Raw genomic sequence first — 21,436 nt, forward strand, 5'->3', positions numbered from 1 at the left:
TTCCGATGCGAAAACAAAAACTGAGAGCATCGCGCCGATTCCTGTTTTCGGTCCGATGCTCTAGCCTTTGTCCGGACATTACAAGAAACACGTGGGAGGAGAGACCATGAAAGCCAAGCCAGTCAAATCGAGGATCATGAAACTGATGCGCACCGCCATTCCGGTGGTGGCATTGATGACTGCTCATGCCGCCTTTGCGGCGGAGCCGGTGGAACTGAACGTCCAAAGGTTCTTTGGCGCCTGCGATGCCGAATATGGCAGCAATACAGACGTCAGCAAGTCGGTCGGCGAATGTGGAATCATGACCTCGCTGATCAACAAGTTCAATGCCGACAACCCGGATATCCATGTCTCGGTGGCGACGGTGGAATGGCCGGGCTACGACCAGCTCAACGCACAATTTGCCTCCAATGATCCGCCTGACATCGTCACGATCCATGAATCGGCCCTGTCGGATTATCAGTCCAAAAACCTGATCATGCCGCTGGATGAGCTTTTGGCCACACAAGGCATCAAGCCTGAAACCTTTACCGAGGCGGCGCGGCAGGGGGCGACCAAGGACGGCAAGTTCTACGGATTGCCGATCGACAGCTGGACCATGCTCTACCATATCAATATGGATCTGTTTAAGCAGGCGGGTCTCGTCAATGCCGACGGCACGCCGATCCTGCCGAAATCCCCGGAAGAGCTTCTGGCCCAGGCCGAACAGTTCAAGCAGAAGACCGGCAAGCCTTATTTCGTGCAGAACCTTGCCAATGAGACGGCGCTCTATATGCGCAATCTCTATACTTATCTTTTCCAGCAAAACTCCGACTTCTTCGCCGATCCGACCCATATCAAGCTCGACACGCCTGAGGCCAAGCGGGTGGTGGAGATGTACAAGACCATCTTTGCCAAGGGCTATACCACCAAGGACATGGATTACGGCGCCTCGATCACCGCCTTTCTGGCCGGTGCGGGCGGTGTTCATCTGAACGGCACCTGGATGATTGGCGATTATAATGCCTCGGCTGCCAAGCCGGGCACGGCGCTGAACAAGGGCGGTTATGCCGTTTATCCCTATCCGCAGCTGTTTTCTGGCGACCACGCGCAGTTTGCCGATGGTCATACCTGGGCTGTTTCCGTCAAGGACCGCACGCCCGAGCAGACCAAGGCGGTGGCGCGGTTCCTGAAATTCTTCGTCGACAATGATTTCGATTGGTCGCGCACCGGCCACCTGCCATCTGTGCAGGCTGTGCTGAACTCGGATGCCTTCAAGGCCCTGCCACACCGCGATACCGTGTCTGATATCGCCCAGCTTGGCCGGCCGCTGCCGTCGCAAGTGCAACGCCAGTTCCCGATCCAGGATATTATTGGTGAAGAAATGAGCGCTGCCGTAACCGGTCAGAAGGATGTCGATGCGGCATTGAAGGATGCTCAAAGCCGGGTGAATGACCTGCTTGGCAATCTCTAATAAAATAGCAGGAGCCGCCCAAAGCCGTGACAGGTTTTGGGCGGCGATATTTTACAGCACCGTCATCAGCACTTCGGCGCGGGCCGCCAGAATGGCGTGGCAGGCGGAGGCGGCCTCTTTGCCCTTGAGGACGAAATGCTCACGGAAGAAGGCGATATGCGCTTCGCTTTCCTGGAAGTTATGCGGCGTCAGTACAGCCGAAAGCACCGGCACCTCTGTATCGAGCTGCACGCGCATCATGCCGTCCAGGACGGTGGCCGCCACGAAATCATGGCGGTAGATGCCGCCATCCACCACCAGCGCACAGCCGAGGATGGCGCGATATTTTCCGGTTTTGGCAAGCGTCTGGGCGTGAAGCGGAATTTCCAATGCGCCGGGAACATCGACAATGTCGATCTCGGCGGCGGTCCCGCCAAGCGCCTGCCATTCGGTGACGAAGGCGTTTACGCATTGATCAACGATCCCGGCATGCCAGCGGGCGCGGATGACGGCAATGCGGTTTGGTTCAAGTCTTGCTGCGATAGTCATGTCTCTGCCTTTCAAGGGTCAGCCAAACGGAGTTGGCTGGAACACCGCACGGAGGCGGCAAATTTTCCCTTGGGCGAACAGCAGTATAAACCCGTTGCGGAGACGGAGCTCCGCTGGGGTCTTTCTGCATGCTCTCTTCCATCCGGACTATACCGTCGGCTCCGGCATCTCACCGGATCTGCTGACCTCCCAGGTTGCCCTGAAAGCGCTCGCGGGCTCCGGGCAAGCCCGATACCGCCGGTGGGGAATTTCACCCCGCCCTGAGAACAGTTATAACATAGAAGTGAAGTTGCAGAAATTGCAAGGCCGTTTTTCTCATTATTCGGTAGGTTAACGTCTGTCGTCTGCGGTTTCTTCCAATATCCAGTCTCGAAAGGCCTGCAAAGGCGGGTGTGAACCACGCTCATTTGGCCAGACGAGGTAATAGGCCTCGGTGCTTTGCATCGGCCTATCAATAGCCTTGACCAGGCGACCGGAGGCCATTTCTTCTTCGATCAGGAATTCAGGCAGCAGCGCGACGCCAAGCCCTGCCATCGCGGCTTGAGCGGCTGTTGCAAACTGGTCAAACAACATGCCCCGCACCTGGTCGGATTGCACATCATTGCTGGCCAGCCAGCGTTCCCAGGCATCGGGGCGGGTGGTGAGGTGGAGAAGAGGGGCCTGGCGCAGATCCAGTGGGGTCTGAAACCGGTAGGTGTCGCGCAGCTCAGGGCTACAGGCTGGAATGACGGTTTCAGAGCGCAGCAGCGACATTTCCGCGCCCTGCCAATCGGCCAGGCCGAAGTGGATGGCGGCATCGACCGGCTCCAGCCGAAAATCGAAATAGGAAAGCTTGGTGACGAGATTGATGGTGATGCCGGGGTGACGGCTGAGAAATCCCGGCAGGCGCGGGGCCAGCCATCGGGTGCCGAAGGTTGGCAGGATGGCGAGATTGAGTGTTCCTCCGAACGGATTGGCCTTCAGTGTCAGGGACGCGGTGCTGATGATCCGCAGCGCATCGCGGATTTCACGGGCATAGATATTGCCGCCTGCCGTGAGCCGGATCGTCTGGCGTTCGCGGTGAAACAGCTCGACGCCAAGCTGCTCTTCCAGCGCCTTGATCTGCCGGCTGACCGCGCTTTGCGTCAGGCTCAATTCCCGCGCTGCCGCCGTGACGCTGCCGGTACGGGCCGCTGCCTCAAAAGCCGAAAGAAGATGCAGGGAGGGCAGGAAACGGCGAGGACTTTGCATGGAGGCTCCGGGCATAAATCGGATCTGGCGGGAAGGGCGAGATGGTTTTCTATAGGCGGTCTTATGCCTGAGGTCATTCCATTTGGGAAAGAACTCTTGCAGAAACATCGATAATTGCGCACTGGCGGACTGGTTCAGCACTTGCTAGTGTTTTGGCAGAATAATTGCTGCCGTTTTGCCCGGCTTCCGGTTCGGTCGCGATATAAGGGAACTGTCATGCAGGGGAATCCAAGATCGCACGGGCTATGGGAGCGAACCGCCCCATCGCCGCCGTCCACATCGGCACTTACCGAACACCTGATTGCCGATGTCGTCGTGGTCGGCGGCGGCTATACCGGCCTATCTGCCGCCTTGCATCTGGCCGAGGCCGGGGTTTCGGTCGTGTTGCTGGAAGCGGTCGAGATCGGCTTTGGCGGTGCGGGTCGCAATGTCGGGTTGATCAATGGCGGCATGTGGGTGATGCCGGATGACGTGCCCAAGGTGCTTGGTCCCGTGCATGGAGAGCGGGCGCTGAAGCAATTGGGCGAAGCGCCGCTCTTGGTGCGCGAGACAATCGAAAAACACGATATCGCTTGTGAGTTGGAAACCAATGGCACGCTGCATCTGGCCGTCGGCAGCACCGGGCTGGAGGAATTGCAGAACCGTCACCGGCAATGGGTGGCACGCGGTGCGCCGGTCGAGCTTCTGTCTGCCGAGGAAACGGCATTTCGCGTCGGAAGCACTGCCTATGCCGGTTCGCTGTTTGATCCCCGGGCGGGAACTCTGCAACCGCTTGCCTATGCGCGGGGGCTTGCTGCTGCGGCCATTCGCGCCGGTGTGCGGATTTTCACCGGCAGTCCGGTGGTGGAAACTGAGCGGGAAGGCGAGAGCTGGGTGGTCAAGACCGCGTCCGGCCATGTGTCCTGCCGCTGGATTATCGTGTCCACCGATGCCTATTCCACCGGTCCCTGGAAAAGTGTGCGGGAAGAGCAGATGCATCTTCCCTATTTCAACTTTGCCACTGTGCCGCTTGGCGAAAATCTGCGTCGCTCCTTGTTGGCGAACCGCGAGGGCTGTTGGGATACCAGGGAAATCCTCTCATCCTTCCGCATGGATCAGGCCGGTCGGCTGGTATTCGGCAGTGTCGGGGCGTTGCGCCATGGCGGGGCGGCAGTCCACCGGGCCTGGGCCAAGCGCAGCCTGAAGCGGCTGTTTCCGCAATTGGGCGATGTCGAGTTCGAGATGGAATGGTATGGCAAGATCGGCATGACAAGCGATGCCGTGCCGCGCTTCCACCGCTTTGCCAAGCGGGTTGTCGGCTTTAGCGGCTATAATGGCCGTGGCATTGCGCCCGGCACGACTTTCGGGCGGACATTGGCGCAATTGGTTCTGGGCGAGATCGGCGAGGCGGATCTGCCCTTGCCGCTATCCGAGCCGGAGACCATTGCGTTGCGCACGGTAAAGGAAATCTACTACGAGGCGGGCGCGCAAATCGCTCATTTGTCGGATAGCCGGTTCTGATCCGGCCGCCACCCAACACCATTCACATACAAACGACGTTTCAAGGAAAGATCATATCGATGTCGAAACTCAACCTGCCTGCCGATGTATCGCGCATTCTTGCAAATCTCGGTGTTTCCGCCGGGACTTTGTCGGGCGGTTCGCTGGCGGTCACGTCGCCTGTCGATGGCAGCACGCTCGCGACGCTTGCAACAGTGTCCAGCGATGAGGCAAGCAAGGCCATCGACAATGCACATGCCGCTTTCCTGGCGTGGCGCCTGGTGCCAGCCCCCAAGCGCGGCGAATTGGTGCGCTTGCTGGGCGAAGAATTGCGTGCGCATAAGGACGATCTCGGTCGTCTCGTGTCCATTGAGGTTGGCAAGATCACCTCCGAAGGGCTTGGCGAAGTGCAGGAAATGATCGACATCTGCGATTTCGCGGTCGGCCTGTCGCGTCAGCTTTACGGCCTGACCATCGCCACCGAACGCGGCGAACACAGGATGATGGAAACCTGGCATCCGCTCGGCGTCACCGGCATTATCTCGGCCTTCAATTTCCCGGTTGCCGTCTGGTGCTGGAATGCGGCGCTGGCGCTGGTTTGCGGCAATTCGACGGTCTGGAAGCCCTCGGAAAAGACGCCTATTACCGCCCTAGCCACCCAGGCGATTTTCGAAAAAGCCGTCCGCCGTTATGTGGCGGCTGGCGGCAGCGCGCCGGACGGGCTTTCGACCGTGCTGATCGGTGAGCGCGTCATTGGCGAAGTGCTGGTGGATCATCCGAAAGTGCCACTGGTTTCGGCCACCGGTTCGACAGCCATGGGCCGGGCGGTCGGTCCGCGTCTGGCGGCTCGCTTTGCCCGCTCGATCCTTGAACTGGGTGGCAATAACGCCGCCATTGTCGGCCCAACTGCCGATCTCGACCTGACCCTGCGCGGCGTCGCCTTTGCCGCCATGGGCACGGCTGGCCAGCGCTGCACGACGCTGCGTCGCCTGTTCGTGCATGACAGCGTTTACGACACGTTGGTGCCCCGGCTGATCAAGGCCTATGGCTCTGTCACCATCGGCAATCCGTTGGAGACCGGCACGCTGGTTGGACCGTTGATCGATGGCCGCGCCTTTGAAGCGATGCAAACGGCGCTGACCGCGGCAAAAGCTGCTGGCGGCGTGGTGCATGGCGGCATGCGGGTACGCGAAGAAGAGGCTGCTTCGGCCTATTACGTGCGCCCCGCCTTGGTGGAAATGCCTTCCCAGACCGGGCCTGTGAAGGATGAAACCTTTGCGCCAATCCTCTATGTGATCCGCTATAGCGATTTTGATGCCGCATTGGCGCTGAATAACGATGTGCTGCAGGGCCTGTCCTCCTCGATCTTCACCAATGACCTGCGCGAAGCCGAGGCTTTTCTATCGGATCGCGGCTCCGATTGCGGCATTGCCAATGTCAATATCGGCCCATCCGGTGCTGAAATCGGCGGCGCGTTCGGGGGCGAAAAGGAAACCGGCGGTGGGCGCGAATCCGGCTCGGATGCCTGGAAGGCCTATATGCGCCGTGCCACCAATACGGTGAATTTCGGACGCTCGCTGCCCTTGGCCCAGGGCGTGAAATTCGACGTCGAGTAATCAATCGTTACCATACTCCCGGCGATAACCGGGAGTATGGTTGAGCCCGTTATTCCTAAACAGGCTGGATTTGTTGCAGCCAGAGATAATAGGCCGAGTGGTCGAGATCGGCGCCGCCCTTGTTCTGCACCAGGTCTGTGAAGCCCGCCCGCACTGTTTCCGATAGCGGCAGTGTCAAATCGTGCTCGGCAGCAACCGAAAGCGCATTATTTAAGTCTTTCAACTGCGCGGCGGAACGTCCACCCGGTGTGAAATTGCCGGTCACCATCCGCTCGCCATGCAGGTCGAGAATCCGGCTATCGGCAAAGCCGCCCCGCAAGGCGCCGCGCAGCGTTGCCGGATCGCATCCCGCCGATTGTGCCAGCCGAAAGGCCTCCGCGACCGCGCCGATGGTGACGGCGACGATCAACTGATTGGCAAGTTTTGCCGTCTGGCCAGTGCCGACCGGCCCCATCAGTGTCGGTCGGCCCAGTTTTTCGAGAACCGGTACGGCTGCCGCGAAATCCTCCGGCGCGCCGCCGACGAAAATCGACAGCGACTTTGCCTTGGCCCCAGCCACGCCGCCGGAAACGGGGGCATCCAGGAAACGCTTGCCCATCTGCCGCGCCATCGCCGCAAGATCGAGGTCGCAGGCCGGTTCCACCGATCCCATGTCGATAATCAGCGCGCCATCGCCCGCCGCAGCCATTGCACCACTGTCCTCCAGTGTGGCGCGGGTGGCCGGACCATCGAGCAGCATGGAAATCACCACATCCGCACCTTTGGCTGCCTCTGCCGGGCTGGCAGCAATGCGGGCCACGTCGGACAAGGCCTGCGCCTTTTGTACGGAGCGATTCCAGACCACGACCTCGAAATCTGCCGCCAGGTGACGGGCCATCGGCTCTCCCATCAATCCGGTGCCGAGAAAGGCGATCCGCGTCATGGTAGCTCCGCCCCGATAGCAGCCAAAGCCGCACGCGCCACCTCTTCATCCTGCTCGCCCGAGCCTGAGCCAATGCCTATGCCGCCGAGCAACTCGCCACTGACTTTTATGGGCAAGCCGCCCCTCAATCCTGTCGCTTCGCCTTGGGTTGCAGCGGCCAACAACAGCTTGGCGTGGTCGGGAACACTATGGCTGGGGGCGGCAAGCGAGGCTGCGGTCCGTGCCTTTGCCCTCGCGCTTTTTAGGGAAAGATAGCAGCGCGAGCCGCGCATGCGAAACGAAGCCAGTTCTACGCCGCTGTGATCGACAATGATAATGCATTGCGGCTGACCCATCGCCGTTGCTGCATCAATTGCGGCGCGCAAAAGTGTGGCGACGCCTTCGTCGGTCAAGGCGCTTGAGGGTGTCGTAAAGCTCATGGCATGCTCTCCCTTGGCAGTTTCTACCGGTCATGTTATCGATACCATATTCGAACTGGTTCAGCTTGGCGAGTAGGAATGGGTATCTCATCAGTCACTGTCAGTTTGATTTTCGAACCCGAATACCAAGTTGAGACTATCAAGTGTTGGGAGGCGCGCCGTCATGTCGTTCTTTGAGATCTCCGACCCGGCCTTTGGCCGGTTTGTGATGGGCAATGCCCCGGTCAAGCAATTGGCAACCGGTTTCGATTGGGTGGAAGGACCGGTCTGGTTCGGTGATCTCGATTGCCTGTTGTTTTCCGACATCCCCAACAATCGTATTCTGCGCTGGATGCCGGACGGCAGTCTCAATACCTTTCGCGCTCCATCGAATTTTGCCAATGGCCATACCCGCGACAGGCAGGGGCGCTTGGTCAGTTGTGAGCACGGCACGCGGCGTGTGACCCGCACTGAATATGACGGCACGATCACGGTGATTGCCGACCGCTTTGAGGGCAAGCGTCTCAATTCACCCAATGATGTGGTGGTTGCCTCCGATGGGGCGATCTGGTTCAGTGATCCGCATTACGGCATCGCCACCGATTATGAAGGCACGAAAAGCGAGCAGGAACTACCCTGCAATGTCTACCGCGTCGATCCATCCGGGGCGATTTCTGCCGTTTTGACCGATTTCAACTGCCCGAACGGACTGGCCTTCAGCCCGGATGAAAAACGGCTTTACGTGGCCGATACCGGTCGTATGCATAGCAACGATCCGCAGCATATCCGCGTGTTCGATGTCGCTGACGGATGGAAGCTGACCGGCGGTAACGTGTTTCATGTGATCGACAAGGGCTGTGCCGACGGCATGCGCCTCGATACCGACGGCAATCTCTGGTCTTCTGCTGCCGATGGCGTCCACTGTATCGCCCCGGACGGGCATCTGATGGGCAAGATCCTGGTGCCGGAAACGGTCTCCAATCTCTGCTTCGGCGGGCGTGGCAAGCATCGATTGTTCATAACCGCAACAACCAGTCTCTATGCAATTTCCCTGAACCGGAACGGTGCAGCCTGACAGGATCTATACGAAGACTCATTGAAAATGGCTCTTCGTATTCCCCATGAAAATATCTCAAGCCTCTGATGCATTTGAGATATTTTCATTTTTTTAAGTCGAGGATGCGTCAGCATGTCAGAGACTTGGTATTGAGCATCTTCCAGCCTTGCTCTTACGCTAAGGTCAGGCCGACCATTTGCTTTTCACGCCAAGGCTTTCGATTGCAGCAATGGCCACGGCGATCCCGTCTTCTGCCCGCATGCGCTGGCCAAGGTCTGCCGCATGACGGCGCATGTCGTCGCAGTCGGCACAGATAATTGCCGAGGCCAGCGCATCTGCGGTCAAGGCAGCGCGATCCAGCGCTGGCGGAGCAACGCCGAGTTTTTCAAGGCGGTTGCCCCAGAATGGCTGATCGCCAAAGAATGGCACAACCACTGAGGCAATACCGGCACGTGCCGCAGCAGTCGTTGTGCCAGCGCCGCCGTGGTGAACCGCCAGTGCCATTTTCGGAAACAGCCAGTCATGCGGCGCACGGTCAATCCGGAAGATATTGCCGCTTGCCTCACTGTCCGCGCCATTGAGACCGCCCCAGCCACTGGCCAGCACGATGCGTTTGCCCGTCTTGCGCACCGCTTGCAAGACGATATCGGTGAAGCGACCTCCATCCGGCCCGACCATGCTGCCGAAGCCGACATAGACGGGCGGAGGCCCGTCCTTTAGAAAACTCGTCAGATTGTCCGGTGCGGCCCAGGTCGAACCTTCCTGCAACTGCCAGGGGCCGGTGACCCGCACATTGGAGGGAAGCGAGGCGGGCGGTCTCGACCAGCGTCGGGCTATAGGCAAACAGGCGCAGATGCGAACGGGGCTTATAAGTATAGGGGCCACGCCAGGGGTAAGGCGCCAGCCGCAGGGCCGGACGCACCACCTCATTATAGGCGGGGCGCAAAATATGCCAGATCAGCATCTGTGTGGCATGGCCAAGAGCCATATTGATTGGCCCCGGCAAGCTCCTCGCCCAATCCGGCAGCGGCAGAAGCGGCGGTTGCCGCGAGGGCAGGGTGGGGACCAATTGCGTTTCCGCGACAGGCAGGCCCAAATATTCGCCAAGCGCTGCGGCAAGATGGAAGACCATGCCGTTGCCAATCAGCAGATCGGCATCCTCCGTTGCCCTAAGGCCTTGAGCGGGCCAACTGGCGGCCATGGTTTTCAGCCTTCGCCGCGCCGCCTTGGCAATCGCAAGCGGTGAGAGGCCTTGGGACATCGCAGTCCGGTCATTGCGCATCCAGTCGAGGAAATCGCCACGCAAGGGGGCGAATTCCAAGCCGTGATTGGTGACGAGATCAGCGCATTGCGGATCGGTGGCAATTCTGACCTTGTGACCGGCCTGTTTCAGCCCAACGCCAAGAGCAACCAGCGGCCGCACATCGCCTTCGGTGCCAATCGTGAATATGACGATCTGCATGGTTTATTCATTCACCAGATAATGATGCCTGACATTGGCACCCGACATTGGACACATTCTAGAACGGCGATTTGGCTAGAACGGCGATTGGGCTAAAGCGGCTATTGGGCAAGTCAATGCCCCATGCAACTTTCGAGTTGCAATGTGCCAATGCTAGCGACTTGGCACCGCAACACGTCAAAATAGTTTAGCCCCATTCCTCCTATCAAGCCTAAGAGGACTTTAAGTCAGCAACGATGACATCAGGCTCGGCTGGGCATGGCCATTGTGGCTTTGCGCCCGTCGCCCGATTGAAAACGGTCGGTCTGGATCAGTCCAAGCATGATTGCCTTGACGACGGCCTGGGTGCGATTGACGGCTTCCAGCTTACGCTTGACCGACTCCATGTAAAATTCGACCGATTTTTCGGAAATGCCGAGGATCTTGGCAATTTCCCAGGAGGATTTGCCTTTGGACACCCAGATCACGGTTTCCTTTTCCCGTGCCGACAGGAAGGATCGACGGCGGCGATAGCTGCCGATCAGATGCTCTTCCATGACCACCGGCAGCGCACAGGAATGAAAGAATTGCGAGATAATGTGAATGAGATGAGCTTCCGGCAGATTGTCCTGGAATTTTTCGTCGGGGATAACAGTCATGATTGCCAATTCGCCATGGCGGGACATGAGAGGTACGGTCAGCCCGTTGGCAATGCCACGTTTTGCGGCATCTTCGATCACGCAACGCTCTTCTTCCGTCAGCTTGGCGCTATCGATCGCATCGCTCCACCGGAATGGGGTCTTGCGAGAGAGAAATCCCAATGATGGGATCGCAATAGACATACCGCTCCGATGCGTATCTCTCCACCCATTCCTCTGGATAGTTGCTGATGCCGAATGTATGGCGGGTCTCATTCGTAGCATTCAGCACTGGGGTTTGAACGATGTGATAGGAAAAATACTTGTAACCCAGTGATTTTATACTGGATTCCATCACTGCTTTCATCTCTGCGGCGGAGGCGGCGGCATTGAGGCGCATAATAAAGCGATCGAGAGGATCTACGGACTTATGTTTGATGTCATGCATGAAATAAAACTCCAAATCGTCACTTCGTGAAATTTCTGAGGCCGGGCATTCAGGGCCGGAAATTGGGAGGACTGGACTGCCCGCAAATATAAAATTCAGAAAATGCTGTTTTAATATTGGAAAATAAATGTAACTATTGGTGGTGCTTGAAAATCTGTTGTATTATGCGTCATGTTGCAGTGTAGCATTTACAAGCAAGGGGTCAATGTCAATTTGAAATTGAAACGGGTCAATTTCAATGGAAACGAAATCTGAACATTGACGCCTGTCACGGCCATACCGTGCGTTTGCGATTGGTAACTGCCCCAGATCGGGTCAGTTTTAAACGCGCGACTTTCGCGTTTGTGGTCTGTTGTGGCACGAGGCGTGCTCTGACTCTGGGCGTTTTTAGGGGTAAATTCGCGTGTTGCGCCGCAAAATCATCCAGCAAATATAACGTATTACCGTATGCTTCATGCGGTTTGAAAACGGGCAGCTCTGCCAGGTATAGCCATAAATGCCTGTCGCCAATTCTGGCGACGGCCTTGCCCCATTCGGTCTGCAAATATGCTCAGGCGTTTGACCGCCTTGAGCATATTCACCGTTGCCATCGGCAGAGTTTGCCTTGCCGAGCCTCATCGGGCTTTTGGCTTATGCCGTTGTTTCAAGCGCCAACAGGTCGTCCAGGGTCTGGCGCCTGCGAATCAGCCGGTGGTTATCCCCCTCGATCAGCACTTCTGGAGCATAGAGCCTGCTATTATAGTTGGATGACATCGATGCCCCATAGGCACCGGTGTCGTGAAACACCATGTAGTCGCCCGTTTGCGCTTGCGGCAGGTTGCGTTTTTCGATTGTCCCGAATTCGCCCTGCGTGAAGACATCGCCGGATTCGCAAAGCGGTCCTGCCACGACTGTGGGCACCGGTACGTCGCTGCGTGGTGTGTCATTATTCGGGGCGGGCAAGACGGAAATGCCGTGATAGCTGCCATACATCGCCGGGCGGGCCAGATCGCTGAACCCGGCATCGACAAGGACGAAATGATTGCTGCCCATGGTTTTGGTAGCGCGGACCTCTGCCAGCAGCACGCCTGAATCCGCCGTCAGGAACCGGCCCGGCTCGATTTCGAGCCGGATCTTGTGGCGCAGATATTCCTCGATCTGTTTGCGGGCGCTATCCCAAAGCGCGAAATAATGGACGGTATCGATTTCTTCCTCGCCGTCCTTATAGGGGATGGAAAGTCCGCCGCCCGCTGAAATCGCCTCGATATCGGCGCCAAGTTCGCAGCAGAACGTCACCATCGCTCCGCAGACCCGTTGTAGATGCCGGTAATCGACGCCGGAGCCGATATGCATATGCAGGCCGACCAGCGTCAGCGAATAGCGCCGCACGGCTGCCAGCGCGTCGCGCAATTGCTCGAACCAGATGCCATGCTTGCTGTTTTCGCCACCGGTATTGGTCTTGTTGCTATGGCCGTGGCCGAATCCGGGATTGATGCGCAGCCAGACGCGATGTCCCGGAGAGCGGGCGCCTAGTTGGTGCAGCATGTCGATGGAGCCCGCATTGACCTCGATTTTGTCAGTGACCACCCGGTCCAGCGTATTGCGATCGAAGACATCGGCGGTAAAGACGATCTCGGCGACGCCGGAGGCCTGGCCTGCGCCATAGCCCGCCCGCCTGGCGCGCTCGATTTCGCCCAGCGTCACCGCATCGACGACCACCCCGGCCTCACGCATCTGCCGCAGGATATGGGTATTGGAGCAAGCCTTTTGGGCAAAGCGAATGACGTCGAAGGACGACAATTGCGCGATACGGGCGCGGATCGTGTCTGCGTCATAGACCCAGACCGGTGTTCCATAGGTTTGCGCAAGCGTGGTGAGTGTGTCGTTTGAAAGGCGTGTCATGGTGTATGGATCGATCCGGGTTCGAAAATCGGGCGGCACAGTGGAGTGGGACATGGTGTAAAGGTAGGCAAGCAATGGCGCTCGCGTGACATATGGCAAAAATACCGGCGAAGCGCTACAGGCGCGCCGCCGGTCTTGTGGCAATTTCAATCAATCAGGAGGGCCGTTAAGACGGCAATCGAAAGCAGCTTTTACCGTGCAGCCTGCGCCAGAGCCTGTTGCAGATCTGCGATGATCGCCTTTGCCTCATGCAGTCCGACATTGAGCCGGATGGTCCGGTCGCTGACGCCGAAACGGGCAAAGACATTGGTTTCCGGCGAAATGCTGAGCGCCGCCTTGGCAGGCACCACAAGGCTTTCCGGCCCGCCCCAGCTGACCCCGATCCGCACCAGTTGCAAGGCATCGACAAACGCGGCGACGTCAATGTCATCGGTCACTTCAAACGAAAACAACCCGCCAAAGCCCGTCAATGTGTTGCTACCCGGATGATCGCTGAACACCGGGTGCATGACCCGTCCTACAGCCTGGCTGGCCTTCAGCCAGTGCGCGACCTCGAGACCCGCCTCGTGGTGGTGGCGCATGCGGAATGGTAGCGTTTCAAGATTGCGCAGCACCAGCCAGGCCTCGAAGGGCGAAAGCTTGGCACCCGTATAGGGAAAGATTTCGCCGTTGATCCGGGCGATATGCTCCTTTGATCCGGTGACGAGACCGGCGACCGTATCGCTCTGGCCGCCCAGATATTTCGAGGCGGCGTGAATAACGAGATCGATGCCAGCGGCAATTGGCTTTTGATAGAGCGGTGTTGCCCAGGAATTATCGACAATGGTCAACACACCATGGCGCCGCGCCGCCGCAGCAACCGCGACCAGATCCTGAAGCTCGAACACCATCGAGGTCGGACTTTCGAGATAGGCGAGTTTGGCGCCCGGAAGGGCGGCAATCAGGCTTTCGGTATCCGTGCCATCGATATAATCGACGAGAACGCCGAAGCGCTTCAGCACTTTTTCGAAAAACCGGAACGCATCGCTATAGACATGGCGGACGGTGACGATCCGGTCGCCTGGATTGACGAAGGCGAGAATGGTCGCGGCAATCGCGCCCATGCCGCTGGAAAAGGCCCGCGCAGCCTCCGCGCCTTCCATCTCGGCGATCCGGCGCTCAAGGATCTGAACGGTTGGATTGTCGCCGCGCGAATAGATCGGCTTGTGGGAGCGCCCGGCAAAAACATCTTCCAACTCTGCATAGCTGTCGAACAGAAACAGCGATGTCTGATAGATCGGCGGCACGGCGGCATCGAAGGGGTCGTGACCGGTAAAGCCGGGAAGTGGTGGAACCGGAATGGTTTTCGCGACGGGGTCGAATCGTGGGGTCTCGTTCATGACAAACCTCTGGTCTCGGGATGGAGTGTGGAGAGGCCGGAAAGTGGGCCGTCGCCTTTAGGAAGGTTGGAAGGAAGTATGGTCGCCCATTCGCGGCGGGCGACGACAATGCCGAGAGCGGCGGTCAGCCCTGCCGCGGCGGCAGGCGCAATTGCAACGCCGGTAAAGCCAAGCCAGGCCGGTAAAAGCATAAGCAGCGGGATCAGCATGTAACCGTTCGGCGCCAGCCCGACCAAGGCGGACAAGCCAGCCCGTCCACGTGATTGCAGCATGACCAGAAGCACGGATTGGAAGGCGGCCAGCGGAAAAACCGGAAACAGCAGACGAAGACAGGCGGCGGTTTGCTCGGCAACCTCAGGGCTATCGGTGAACAGCCGGGCAATGGGCCCGGCTGCGACCAGCAAGAGCGTGGAGTAGCAGAGAGCAACGGGAATGGTGACCATCAGCATGAAGCGAATGGCGGCCTTGATCCGCTGGTCATCACCCAGCCCCACGGCATGGCTGACGACACTTTGCGCGCCGAGGCAGAAGCCGAAGACCGGCAATTGCCCGAAGGCAATCAGCCGGATGGCAATGGCAATGGCGGCAACGCCTGGATCACCGCCGCTTTGGCTGGCCTGGCGCAACAGAACCATGAAGCCGATGCCGGTGACGATGCTGGTGGCACAGGCCGGGATGCCGATGCTGGAGATCGGCTTCAGCAGGTGCCAGCGGATCAGGTTCAGATCAATTCGGACATTGCCCAGCCGACGATAGAAATAAACGGCATAGGCCAGAAGGGCAGCAACCGTCGATACCATGGTGGCAATGGCGGCACCCGCTTCTCGGAAATCGAGCAGGAAAATAAACACCGGATCAAGGGCGATGTTGAGGGCGAAGCTGGCGATCAACACCGTCATCGAGAAACGGGAATTGCCCTCGGCAATGGCAATAAAATCGCAGATCGCCTGCAACATGCCGAGCGTCACGCCAAAGGCGATCAGCCGTCCATAGATCAGGCCCGAGGCGAGAAGGTCGCCTTCACCGCCCACCGCTCGCACGAAAGCGGGCAAGGCGAGGTAAATCAGCGTGGATAGCACGATGCCCATCGGCACGGCGGCAACCAGGGCGGTCACTGCCACCGAGGAAGCGGCCTTCACATCGCCCTGACCGAGTGAGCGCGCCAGAAGCGTGGCAAGGCCGATGCCCAAGCCTTCCGTTGCAGCGCTAACCAGCAGAAACAGCGGCAGCACGAGGCTGACGCCTGCCAGCGCCTGAGGCCCCAATGCACCGATGAACATGGCGTTGACGGCGTGGTGGGCGGCGCTGGCCGTTAGTCCTGCCACAGCGGGCAGGGCGACGATCATCACCAGACGCTTGATGCGCGGATCGTTGAGATCCGCCGCCATTTTCGTCGTTGAAGATGTCATTACAGGCCGCCCCTGACCAGCGATCCTGGAATCTGGGAGCCTGGAACGGCAAGGCCATCCTTACCGACCAGGCCGGTCAGGTCAGGCGAAAGCAACTGGTCGGCAAAGAAACGTTCGCGCAGCAGCATGACCAGCAAAGCCTTCTTATGGGAAAACTGCACATGCTTGATTTTGGCAAAGCCAGAATGATCCAGGTTGCGGATCTGCTGGTGATGATGGTGGATGGGTTCGCCGACGATGCGCCGCGTGCGCGGGTCCGCGAGGAACATGTAGTGCATCAGCGAGGGCAACCAGGCGCTGACATAGGGCTTGCCGCGAAATGCATCCTCGCCAATTGCCACATGCCAGCCGCGGTCATGGCTATCGGCATCGTAATGCGGCCCGAGCCGGTCTTCCTTGGCCCAGTAAAGCTCGAAATAGCCAAACGGCGTGCCACCGAACGTGCCGATCAGCGGCAAGGTGCGGGGGTCGGCAAGCCGGTTTTCGAGAAAGTCACGATGTTGGGAAAGTGTGCCATTGTCCTCCCAGATCGCGGCCACGCGGGGATCGTTCATCCAGGGGTGGAAATGCGGCAGATCCGCTTCAGGCGAGGCGACGTGAAAGCCGAGCATCGTATCCAGCCAGGGGATGAAACGGCTATAGACCGGCCCGACCGGCTTTGGCGGTCGTAGGGGATGCAAGACACCATTGGTCATCACCGGAATATCGGGATATGCAGGTGGCACATGGCCAAGCCAGAGTGCTGATTGCTGGAAAAAGCCCTGGGCTTTTGCGATCCAGCCATTCTCTGCGGGCAGGAGCATGCCGGAAGCGGCAAAGGGCGCACCGTCCACACTGTCCGGCAGATCCACGGCAAGGGTATGGATTTCGGGGTGGCAGGTCAAAACTGCCTCAAGCATGGCGCCAAGTGCGGACCTATAGCCGACTTGCGAAGCCATGTCCCGGTCCGTGAAAAGCGCTTCAACGATCAGCCGGGGCGTGTCCGACCAGACGATGCGTCCACTGGTCCAGACGACGCGTTCGCTGGCGAGGGCAGAGCCAGCGCGTTCGACACGCAAGCTATCGCCGCTGGAAAATACAATCAAAGATTGCGCACCGTCTAAGGAATAACTGCGGAAGCCATCTGCGGGAAGGCGCAGGCTGGAGCAAGGCGTGCCGGTGTTCGATTGCACGATTGCGAGAGAGGCGTCCATATCTATGTCTCCGTTTGCGTCGTGGCCAAACCCGCACGGACATGGATCATGTCCGATATAAATTAGGGCCACTTGCAGCAAGACGAATGGGCGCTTCGCCAATTCACATGTATCGCAAAATTTAATTTTCGGAAATTTTCTTCTGAATTTTGCAGTCTGCCATTCGTCATCAAACCAATAGATTTGACGCAGGGTGTGGCAAAAAATGAATAATAAAAAATCACACGGTTTTCCACTTTTGCTTTAAAAATATATCGGAAATTTATTAAAATATAAAATTATAAATAAAAATTCAGACAAAAACTGAAAAATACGAGGCTCTGGAAGTAATGACAATTCATGATCGGTCGACAACAACCGCTCCAATCGCCAAGGCTGGCTTTCACGATGGGCATGCATGGCCCTTATCATCGCAGCAATCGCGGATCTGGCTCTTGTCGCAGGCGGGGCATGAGGCTGTCTATGGGCGTCAGACTATAGGCTTTCGTTTTGCGCCTGTGGGGATCGATAGAGTACACGCATCGATTGAATTTTTGGTGCGGCGTCATCCCTTGTTGACCTGCCGCTTCGAGGTGCGGGCGGGCGGGATCGTTTATCAAATGCTGAGCCAAAATGCCGTGCCTGTTGCCGAGCGTGAGCTGACAAAGGGTGAGGATCTCGAGGCCGCGTCAAAAGAGGTTGCCGCCGCCTATTCTGGAAGGCCGCTTGATCTGGAAAAGGATGCCGATGCCCAGTTTACGCTGTTTACGACAGGGGGGCAGGCGGTTGGCGTTCTGTTGGCATTGCATCCTCTGATCGGCGACCGGGCGGCACTCGACCGATTGGCCGTCGATTTCGTTAATGGACTAGAGCGGCGGGCTGATCGAGCGGGCGAAGAGGCGGGTGTGATCGATGCCGCACAACACTGCCTTGCCCAAGGGCTGACCCAGGGCGCAGCAATGCCCCGGACATCCGATGCCGATGCCGATTTCTGGTTTGACCGGTTGGCAGCACAGGAAACGGTGGCGATGCTGCCCACCCAGGCTCCAGCGGCAGGCATGACGAGTGCTGGTCAGCAGGCATGGAGCGAAAAGGTTATCGAGGTGGCGTGCTCTGCCTCTACATCTGTGGCTGATGTGACGCAGGACAGTCTGGCAGCTCTGGCCATTGTGCTTCGCCGCTATAGCGGTTGTGGTACGCAGCGGATCGGTCTGGTGACACGGCAGGTCGATTGCCCGGTTGCGACCCGCACTGAAGATCTGTTGCTCGTCACCAGCGAGATCGACGGCAGTTTGGCTCTCAATGCGGTGCGCGAGCGGCTGGCCGAGGGTGTTGCAACCGCGCTGTCCCGCCGCCTGTCGTTCGAAGCACTGACGGATGCCCTGGCGCGGCGTGATGATGGATTCGAGGCGGCCAGCCTGGTTGCAACAGTGCTGGATGTACGGCCCGCCCTCCAGCTAGGGGCCCAGGTTCTGTCCGGTCAGCCGGTCACCGTTCTGGTGGAGCCGCCTGCGCGTCGCGATGCAGGTCTGGTGGTTACCGTTTCCGGCCTGGGTACGGAGACATTGGCGATCCGGCTTGGCTATGATCCACAGAGCCATAGTGATGCAATGATTTACCGGTTTGCCCGCGATCTCCGTCTGGCATTCGATGCCCTAAGCAATCAACCGGAGCAGCCCGTGAAGACGATTGCCTTCATGCCGACTGAAGAACTGGAGCAGCTGTCGGCACCCTATCCCGACCAGCCTGAGATCGATGACGGCACACCGATCCATCAGGTGATTTCGGCGCAGGCGCAGCGCAGGCCCGAAGCTTTCGCGGTGGCGCAGGGCGATACGTCGATTACCCATGGCGCGCTGGAGGCCGCCGCCAACCGGCTCGCCCATCGGCTGGTCGCGATGGGGATCGGCCCGGAAGACCGGGTTGCCGTGGCGCTGAACAAATCCATCGACGCAATCATCGCCATTCTGGCGGTGTTGAAGGCCGGTGGTGCTTTTACCCCGGTCGAGCCGGATCATCCAGAAGCCCGCAACCGCCATATCCTGAGCGCGCCGGGCTTGGCGCTGGTGATCTCGCGCAGCCGCTACATCACCGATCTGCCGCGTGATATCGGCACGCCGATCCTCAATCTCGATAAACTCGATCTATCCTCGGAAAGCACCGAGCCGCCGGTCATCGCTATTGCTCCGGCCCAGCTTGCTTATGTGATCTATACCTCCGGCTCCACCGGTATCCCGAAGGGGGTGGCCGTGGAGCATGGTCCGCTGGCGCATCATTGCAAGGCGACGCTGCGCATCTACGAAATGGATGAGAATTCCTGCGAATATCCGGTCCTGCCCTTTACTTCGGACGGCGGGCATGAGCGCTGGATGGTGCCGCTGATGGCGGGTGGCGGCGTGGTGCTGACGGCGGATAAGCTGGCGACGCCGGAAGATGCTTTCGCGCTGATGCGCAGGCACGGCGTCAACAATGCCAGTCTGCCGACCAGCTATGTGCGCGGCCTTGCCGAATATGCGGCGGAAAAGGGCGGAATACCGCAGTTGCGGCTCTATTCCTTTGGCGGTGAAGCGCTATCCCAGGCGGTCTTCGATCTGCTGACCGACAATCTCAAGGCGCAGATGCTGATCAACGGCTATGGGCCAACCGAAACCATCATGACGCCGATGGTGTGGAAAATTCCGGCGGGAACCCGGTTCGAGGGTACCGTTGCGCCGATTGGCCGGGGTGTGGGTGACCGTCGCATCTATGTGCTGGATAGCGATTTGGTGCCAGTGCCGGTTGGGGTGATCGGCGAAATTCATATCGGCGGTAGCGGCATTGCCCGTGGCTATCTCGGCCAGCCGGAGCTGACGGCGGAGCGTTTCATCGATAATCCGTTTTCCACCAATGGTGGGCGGATGTACAAGTCTGGAGATCTGGGCCGCTGGCGCGAAGACGGCACGGTGGAATTTGCCGGTCGGGTCGATCACCAGATCAAATTGCGCGGCTATCGTATCGAGCCGGGCGAAATCGAGGCGGTTCTGCGGGCCGATCCGAACGTGTCGGAAGCCGTGGTGCTGTTGCATCAGGATAGCGGGCGTAGCGCGTTGATCGCCTATGTGGTGCCCCGGGAAGACGAGGATGTGAGCGTCAACGATCTTCGCCGTGCTGCGGTCACCGCCCTGCCGGATTACATGGTGCCGCAACATATCATGGTGCTCGATGCCCTGCCGATGGGGCCGAACAGCAAGCTCGACCGCAGCGCGCTGCCGCTGCCCAAGCTGCAACGTGACATCGTCGCGCCTGCCAACGACAAGGAAGCTGCCATTCTTGAGGTCTGGAAACAGATCCTCGATATCACTGAGCTCAGCGTGACCGAAAACTTCTTCGATGTCGGCGGCCAGTCGCTGGCGGCGGTGCGGATCGTTTCGCGGCTGAAGATGCAGCACCCGAAATGGCCGCTGACCATTGCCGATATGTTCAACTATCCAACGGTGCGGGATCTGGCACTGGCGATGGACGAAAACCGGCAGGAGGACAAAGTTGGGGCGATCTATCTGCGCCGCGACGGCGACCGTCCGGTACTCTATTGCTTCCCGGGTCTTCTGGTCAGCACGCGCGAATATATGCGGCTGGTGGATTATCTCGGGCCGAACCAGCCGGCCACTGGCTTCGTCTGCTATTCGCTGACCGAAACGCCAGCGCTCAGCACCAGGGTAGAGGATATTACTGCCCGCTATGCCGAAGCGGTGCGCAGCCAGGCCAAGGGGCGGCCTTGCGCCTTTCTTGGCTGGTCCTGGGGCGGGCTTCTGGCCTATGAGGCGGCGCAGCAGCTCGGCAATGACGTCGATCTTCGGATGATCGGCATGGTCGATGTCTGCGACATGGGCGATGAATTTGCCATTGGCGTCTGGCCGCATTTCGAGCCTGGCGTGCGTGAGCACACCCATGAAGCCGTGCAACGCTGGCTGAAGGTCGCGCCGATGCGCGAGGCCTGGCTGACGCTGATGGCGGCAATGGATGATGAGGTTTACGAGCAATTCCTGCATCATATCGTCAAGCATAACGTGCCGCTGCCTGTCGATGGGCCGGATATCGGCTCGGAAGAGCATATTTTCTGGGTTCTGCTCGATAACGCGATGATTTTCCGCAATTATCAGCTGAAAACCTCGCAGTTCCGTATTCATGCGTTCTCAGCGGAAGATTCGGTAACGCGGGGTCTCAGCGTCATCGACTGGCGTCGCTATTCGCCCAATGCCACCGCTTGCGAATTGGTGACCGGCACCAACCACCTGTCGATCATCGGCAAGTCCCGTTTTCATCAGCGCTTTGCCCAGCGGCTCGATCTCGCCATTCAAGGCAAGTCGTAATCCGCTCTTAGTTTCCCTCCCTTTCGTTTTCAAACT

Annotated in this window: 17 protein-coding genes and 1 riboswitch; of the genes, 5 read left to right on the forward strand and 12 right to left on the reverse strand. The window is 58.8% G+C overall.

What is annotated here, in order from left to right; genetic code table 11:
- Positions 1 to 106 precede the first annotated feature (106 nt).
- Positions 107 to 1,453, forward strand: a complete 1,347-nt coding sequence (locus V6582_RS25780; protein WP_156632417.1) for an extracellular solute-binding protein — start codon at positions 107 to 109, stop codon at positions 1,451 to 1,453.
- A gap of 51 nt (positions 1,454 to 1,504) precedes the next feature.
- Here the strand turns inward: V6582_RS25780 and V6582_RS25785 are convergent, their stop codons facing one another.
- Entirely contained in the window at positions 1,505 to 1,981 is a 477-nt protein-coding gene (locus V6582_RS25785; RefSeq protein WP_156632416.1) for a 6,7-dimethyl-8-ribityllumazine synthase, read from the reverse strand.
- 126 nt (positions 1,982 to 2,107) lie between these two features.
- Positions 2,108 to 2,253, reverse strand: a riboswitch (FMN riboswitch).
- A 58-nt stretch (positions 2,254 to 2,311) separates the two neighbouring features.
- The gene (locus tag V6582_RS25790) at positions 2,312 to 3,211 is read right to left on the reverse strand and encodes a LysR family transcriptional regulator (RefSeq protein WP_071584416.1); all 900 of its coding nucleotides are present in this window, start codon (positions 3,209 to 3,211) and stop codon (positions 2,312 to 2,314) included.
- A gap of 216 nt (positions 3,212 to 3,427) precedes the next feature.
- Here V6582_RS25790 and V6582_RS25795 point away from each other — a divergent pair, with 216 nt between their 5' ends.
- Entirely contained in the window at positions 3,428 to 4,711 is a 1,284-nt protein-coding gene (locus tag V6582_RS25795; RefSeq protein ID WP_156632415.1) for an NAD(P)/FAD-dependent oxidoreductase, read from the forward strand.
- A gap of 59 nt (positions 4,712 to 4,770) precedes the next feature.
- Complete coding sequence (gene amaB, locus V6582_RS25800) at positions 4,771 to 6,306, forward strand: L-piperidine-6-carboxylate dehydrogenase (protein WP_156632414.1); 1,536 nt, start codon at positions 4,771 to 4,773, stop codon at positions 6,304 to 6,306.
- Between the two features lie 55 nt (positions 6,307 to 6,361).
- Here amaB and V6582_RS25805 read toward each other — a convergent pair whose 3' ends face one another.
- Both V6582_RS25805 and V6582_RS25810 read right to left on the reverse strand, forming a co-directional pair.
- Positions 6,362 to 7,228 (reverse strand): NAD(P)-dependent oxidoreductase, encoded by an 867-nt coding sequence (locus tag V6582_RS25805; RefSeq protein ID WP_156632413.1) that lies wholly within the window; start codon positions 7,226 to 7,228, stop codon positions 6,362 to 6,364.
- Positions 7,225 to 7,647, reverse strand: coding sequence for a GlcG/HbpS family heme-binding protein (locus V6582_RS25810; RefSeq protein ID WP_156632412.1), 423 nt, complete (start codon positions 7,645 to 7,647; stop codon positions 7,225 to 7,227). The genes V6582_RS25805 and V6582_RS25810 overlap by 4 nt, the downstream gene beginning before the upstream one ends.
- Positions 7,648 to 7,810: 163 nt before the next feature.
- On the opposite strand from V6582_RS25810, the gene V6582_RS25815 reads away from it, so the two are divergent.
- Positions 7,811 to 8,701, forward strand: coding sequence for an SMP-30/gluconolactonase/LRE family protein (locus V6582_RS25815; RefSeq protein WP_156632411.1), 891 nt, complete (start codon positions 7,811 to 7,813; stop codon positions 8,699 to 8,701).
- A gap of 165 nt (positions 8,702 to 8,866) precedes the next feature.
- Here the strand turns inward: V6582_RS25815 and V6582_RS25820 are convergent, their stop codons facing one another.
- From V6582_RS25820 to V6582_RS25855, 8 genes are all read right to left on the reverse strand, one after another.
- On the reverse strand, positions 8,867 to 9,289 hold the full coding sequence (locus tag V6582_RS25820) for a glycosyltransferase (RefSeq protein ID WP_349508987.1): 423 nt from the start codon (positions 9,287 to 9,289) through the stop codon (positions 8,867 to 8,869).
- On the reverse strand, positions 9,246 to 10,145 hold the full coding sequence (locus tag V6582_RS25825) for a glycosyltransferase (RefSeq protein WP_349508988.1): 900 nt from the start codon (positions 10,143 to 10,145) through the stop codon (positions 9,246 to 9,248). Before V6582_RS25825 ends, V6582_RS25820 begins: the two co-directional genes overlap by 44 nt.
- Positions 10,146 to 10,387: 242 nt before the next feature.
- Complete coding sequence (locus V6582_RS25830) at positions 10,388 to 10,966, reverse strand: helix-turn-helix transcriptional regulator (RefSeq protein WP_349508989.1); 579 nt, start codon at positions 10,964 to 10,966, stop codon at positions 10,388 to 10,390.
- Positions 10,893 to 11,210, reverse strand: a complete 318-nt coding sequence (locus tag V6582_RS25835) for an autoinducer binding domain-containing protein (RefSeq protein ID WP_349508990.1) — start codon at positions 11,208 to 11,210, stop codon at positions 10,893 to 10,895. The genes V6582_RS25830 and V6582_RS25835 overlap by 74 nt, the downstream gene beginning before the upstream one ends.
- Positions 11,211 to 11,840: 630 nt before the next feature.
- Positions 11,841 to 13,091, reverse strand: coding sequence for a diaminopimelate decarboxylase (gene lysA / locus V6582_RS25840; RefSeq protein WP_156632408.1), 1,251 nt, complete (start codon positions 13,089 to 13,091; stop codon positions 11,841 to 11,843).
- A gap of 191 nt (positions 13,092 to 13,282) precedes the next feature.
- The gene (locus V6582_RS25845; RefSeq protein WP_156632407.1) at positions 13,283 to 14,470 is read right to left on the reverse strand and encodes a PLP-dependent transferase; all 1,188 of its coding nucleotides are present in this window, start codon (positions 14,468 to 14,470) and stop codon (positions 13,283 to 13,285) included.
- On the reverse strand, positions 14,467 to 15,879 hold the full coding sequence (locus V6582_RS25850) for an MATE family efflux transporter (RefSeq protein ID WP_156632406.1): 1,413 nt from the start codon (positions 15,877 to 15,879) through the stop codon (positions 14,467 to 14,469). Before V6582_RS25850 ends, V6582_RS25845 begins: the two co-directional genes overlap by 4 nt.
- Positions 15,879 to 17,072, reverse strand: coding sequence for a GNAT family N-acetyltransferase (locus tag V6582_RS25855; RefSeq protein WP_234889716.1), 1,194 nt, complete (start codon positions 17,070 to 17,072; stop codon positions 15,879 to 15,881). The genes V6582_RS25850 and V6582_RS25855 overlap by 1 nt, the downstream gene beginning before the upstream one ends.
- A 329-nt stretch (positions 17,073 to 17,401) precedes the next feature.
- Here V6582_RS25855 and V6582_RS25860 point away from each other — a divergent pair, with 329 nt between their 5' ends.
- Positions 17,402 to 21,400 carry a non-ribosomal peptide synthetase gene (locus tag V6582_RS25860; RefSeq protein ID WP_156632405.1) on the forward strand — a complete coding sequence of 1,333 codons (3,999 nt, stop codon included), beginning with the start codon at positions 17,402 to 17,404 and terminating at the stop codon, positions 21,398 to 21,400.
- Positions 21,401 to 21,436: the final 36 nt, after the last annotated feature.

This window comes from Agrobacterium vitis (assembly GCF_037039395.1).
Taxonomy (GTDB): domain Bacteria; phylum Pseudomonadota; class Alphaproteobacteria; order Rhizobiales; family Rhizobiaceae; genus Allorhizobium; species Allorhizobium vitis_E.

What these genes read in the sequence shown, in the direction of transcription:
- V6582_RS25785 (WP_156632416.1), bottom strand. Translation starts at nt 1,981, where the DNA reads ATGACTATCGCAGCAAGACTTGAACCAAACCGCATTGCCGTCATCCGC.
- lysA (WP_156632408.1), bottom strand. Translation starts at nt 13,091, where the DNA reads ATGACACGCCTTTCAAACGACACACTCACCACGCTTGCGCAAACCTAT.
- V6582_RS25855 (WP_234889716.1), bottom strand. Translation starts at nt 17,072, where the DNA reads ATGGACGCCTCTCTCGCAATCGTGCAATCGAACACCGGCACGCCTTGC.
- V6582_RS25830 (WP_349508989.1), bottom strand. Translation starts at nt 10,966, where the DNA reads ATGTCTATTGCGATCCCATCATTGGGATTTCTCTCTCGCAAGACCCCA.
- amaB (WP_156632414.1), top strand. Translation starts at nt 4,771, where the DNA reads ATGTCGAAACTCAACCTGCCTGCCGATGTATCGCGCATTCTTGCAAAT.
- V6582_RS25815 (WP_156632411.1), top strand. Translation starts at nt 7,811, where the DNA reads ATGTCGTTCTTTGAGATCTCCGACCCGGCCTTTGGCCGGTTTGTGATG.
- V6582_RS25860 (WP_156632405.1), top strand. Translation starts at nt 17,402, where the DNA reads ATGACAATTCATGATCGGTCGACAACAACCGCTCCAATCGCCAAGGCT.
- V6582_RS25835 (WP_349508990.1), bottom strand. Translation starts at nt 11,210, where the DNA reads ATGCATGACATCAAACATAAGTCCGTAGATCCTCTCGATCGCTTTATT.
- V6582_RS25790 (WP_071584416.1), bottom strand. Translation starts at nt 3,211, where the DNA reads ATGCAAAGTCCTCGCCGTTTCCTGCCCTCCCTGCATCTTCTTTCGGCT.
- V6582_RS25850 (WP_156632406.1), bottom strand. Translation starts at nt 15,879, where the DNA reads ATGACATCTTCAACGACGAAAATGGCGGCGGATCTCAACGATCCGCGC.
- V6582_RS25810 (WP_156632412.1), bottom strand. Translation starts at nt 7,647, where the DNA reads ATGAGCTTTACGACACCCTCAAGCGCCTTGACCGACGAAGGCGTCGCC.
- V6582_RS25780 (WP_156632417.1), top strand. Translation starts at nt 107, where the DNA reads ATGAAAGCCAAGCCAGTCAAATCGAGGATCATGAAACTGATGCGCACC.
- V6582_RS25795 (WP_156632415.1), top strand. Translation starts at nt 3,428, where the DNA reads ATGCAGGGGAATCCAAGATCGCACGGGCTATGGGAGCGAACCGCCCCA.
- V6582_RS25825 (WP_349508988.1), bottom strand. Translation starts at nt 10,145, where the DNA reads ATGCAGATCGTCATATTCACGATTGGCACCGAAGGCGATGTGCGGCCG.
- V6582_RS25805 (WP_156632413.1), bottom strand. Translation starts at nt 7,228, where the DNA reads ATGACGCGGATCGCCTTTCTCGGCACCGGATTGATGGGAGAGCCGATG.
- V6582_RS25845 (WP_156632407.1), bottom strand. Translation starts at nt 14,470, where the DNA reads ATGAACGAGACCCCACGATTCGACCCCGTCGCGAAAACCATTCCGGTT.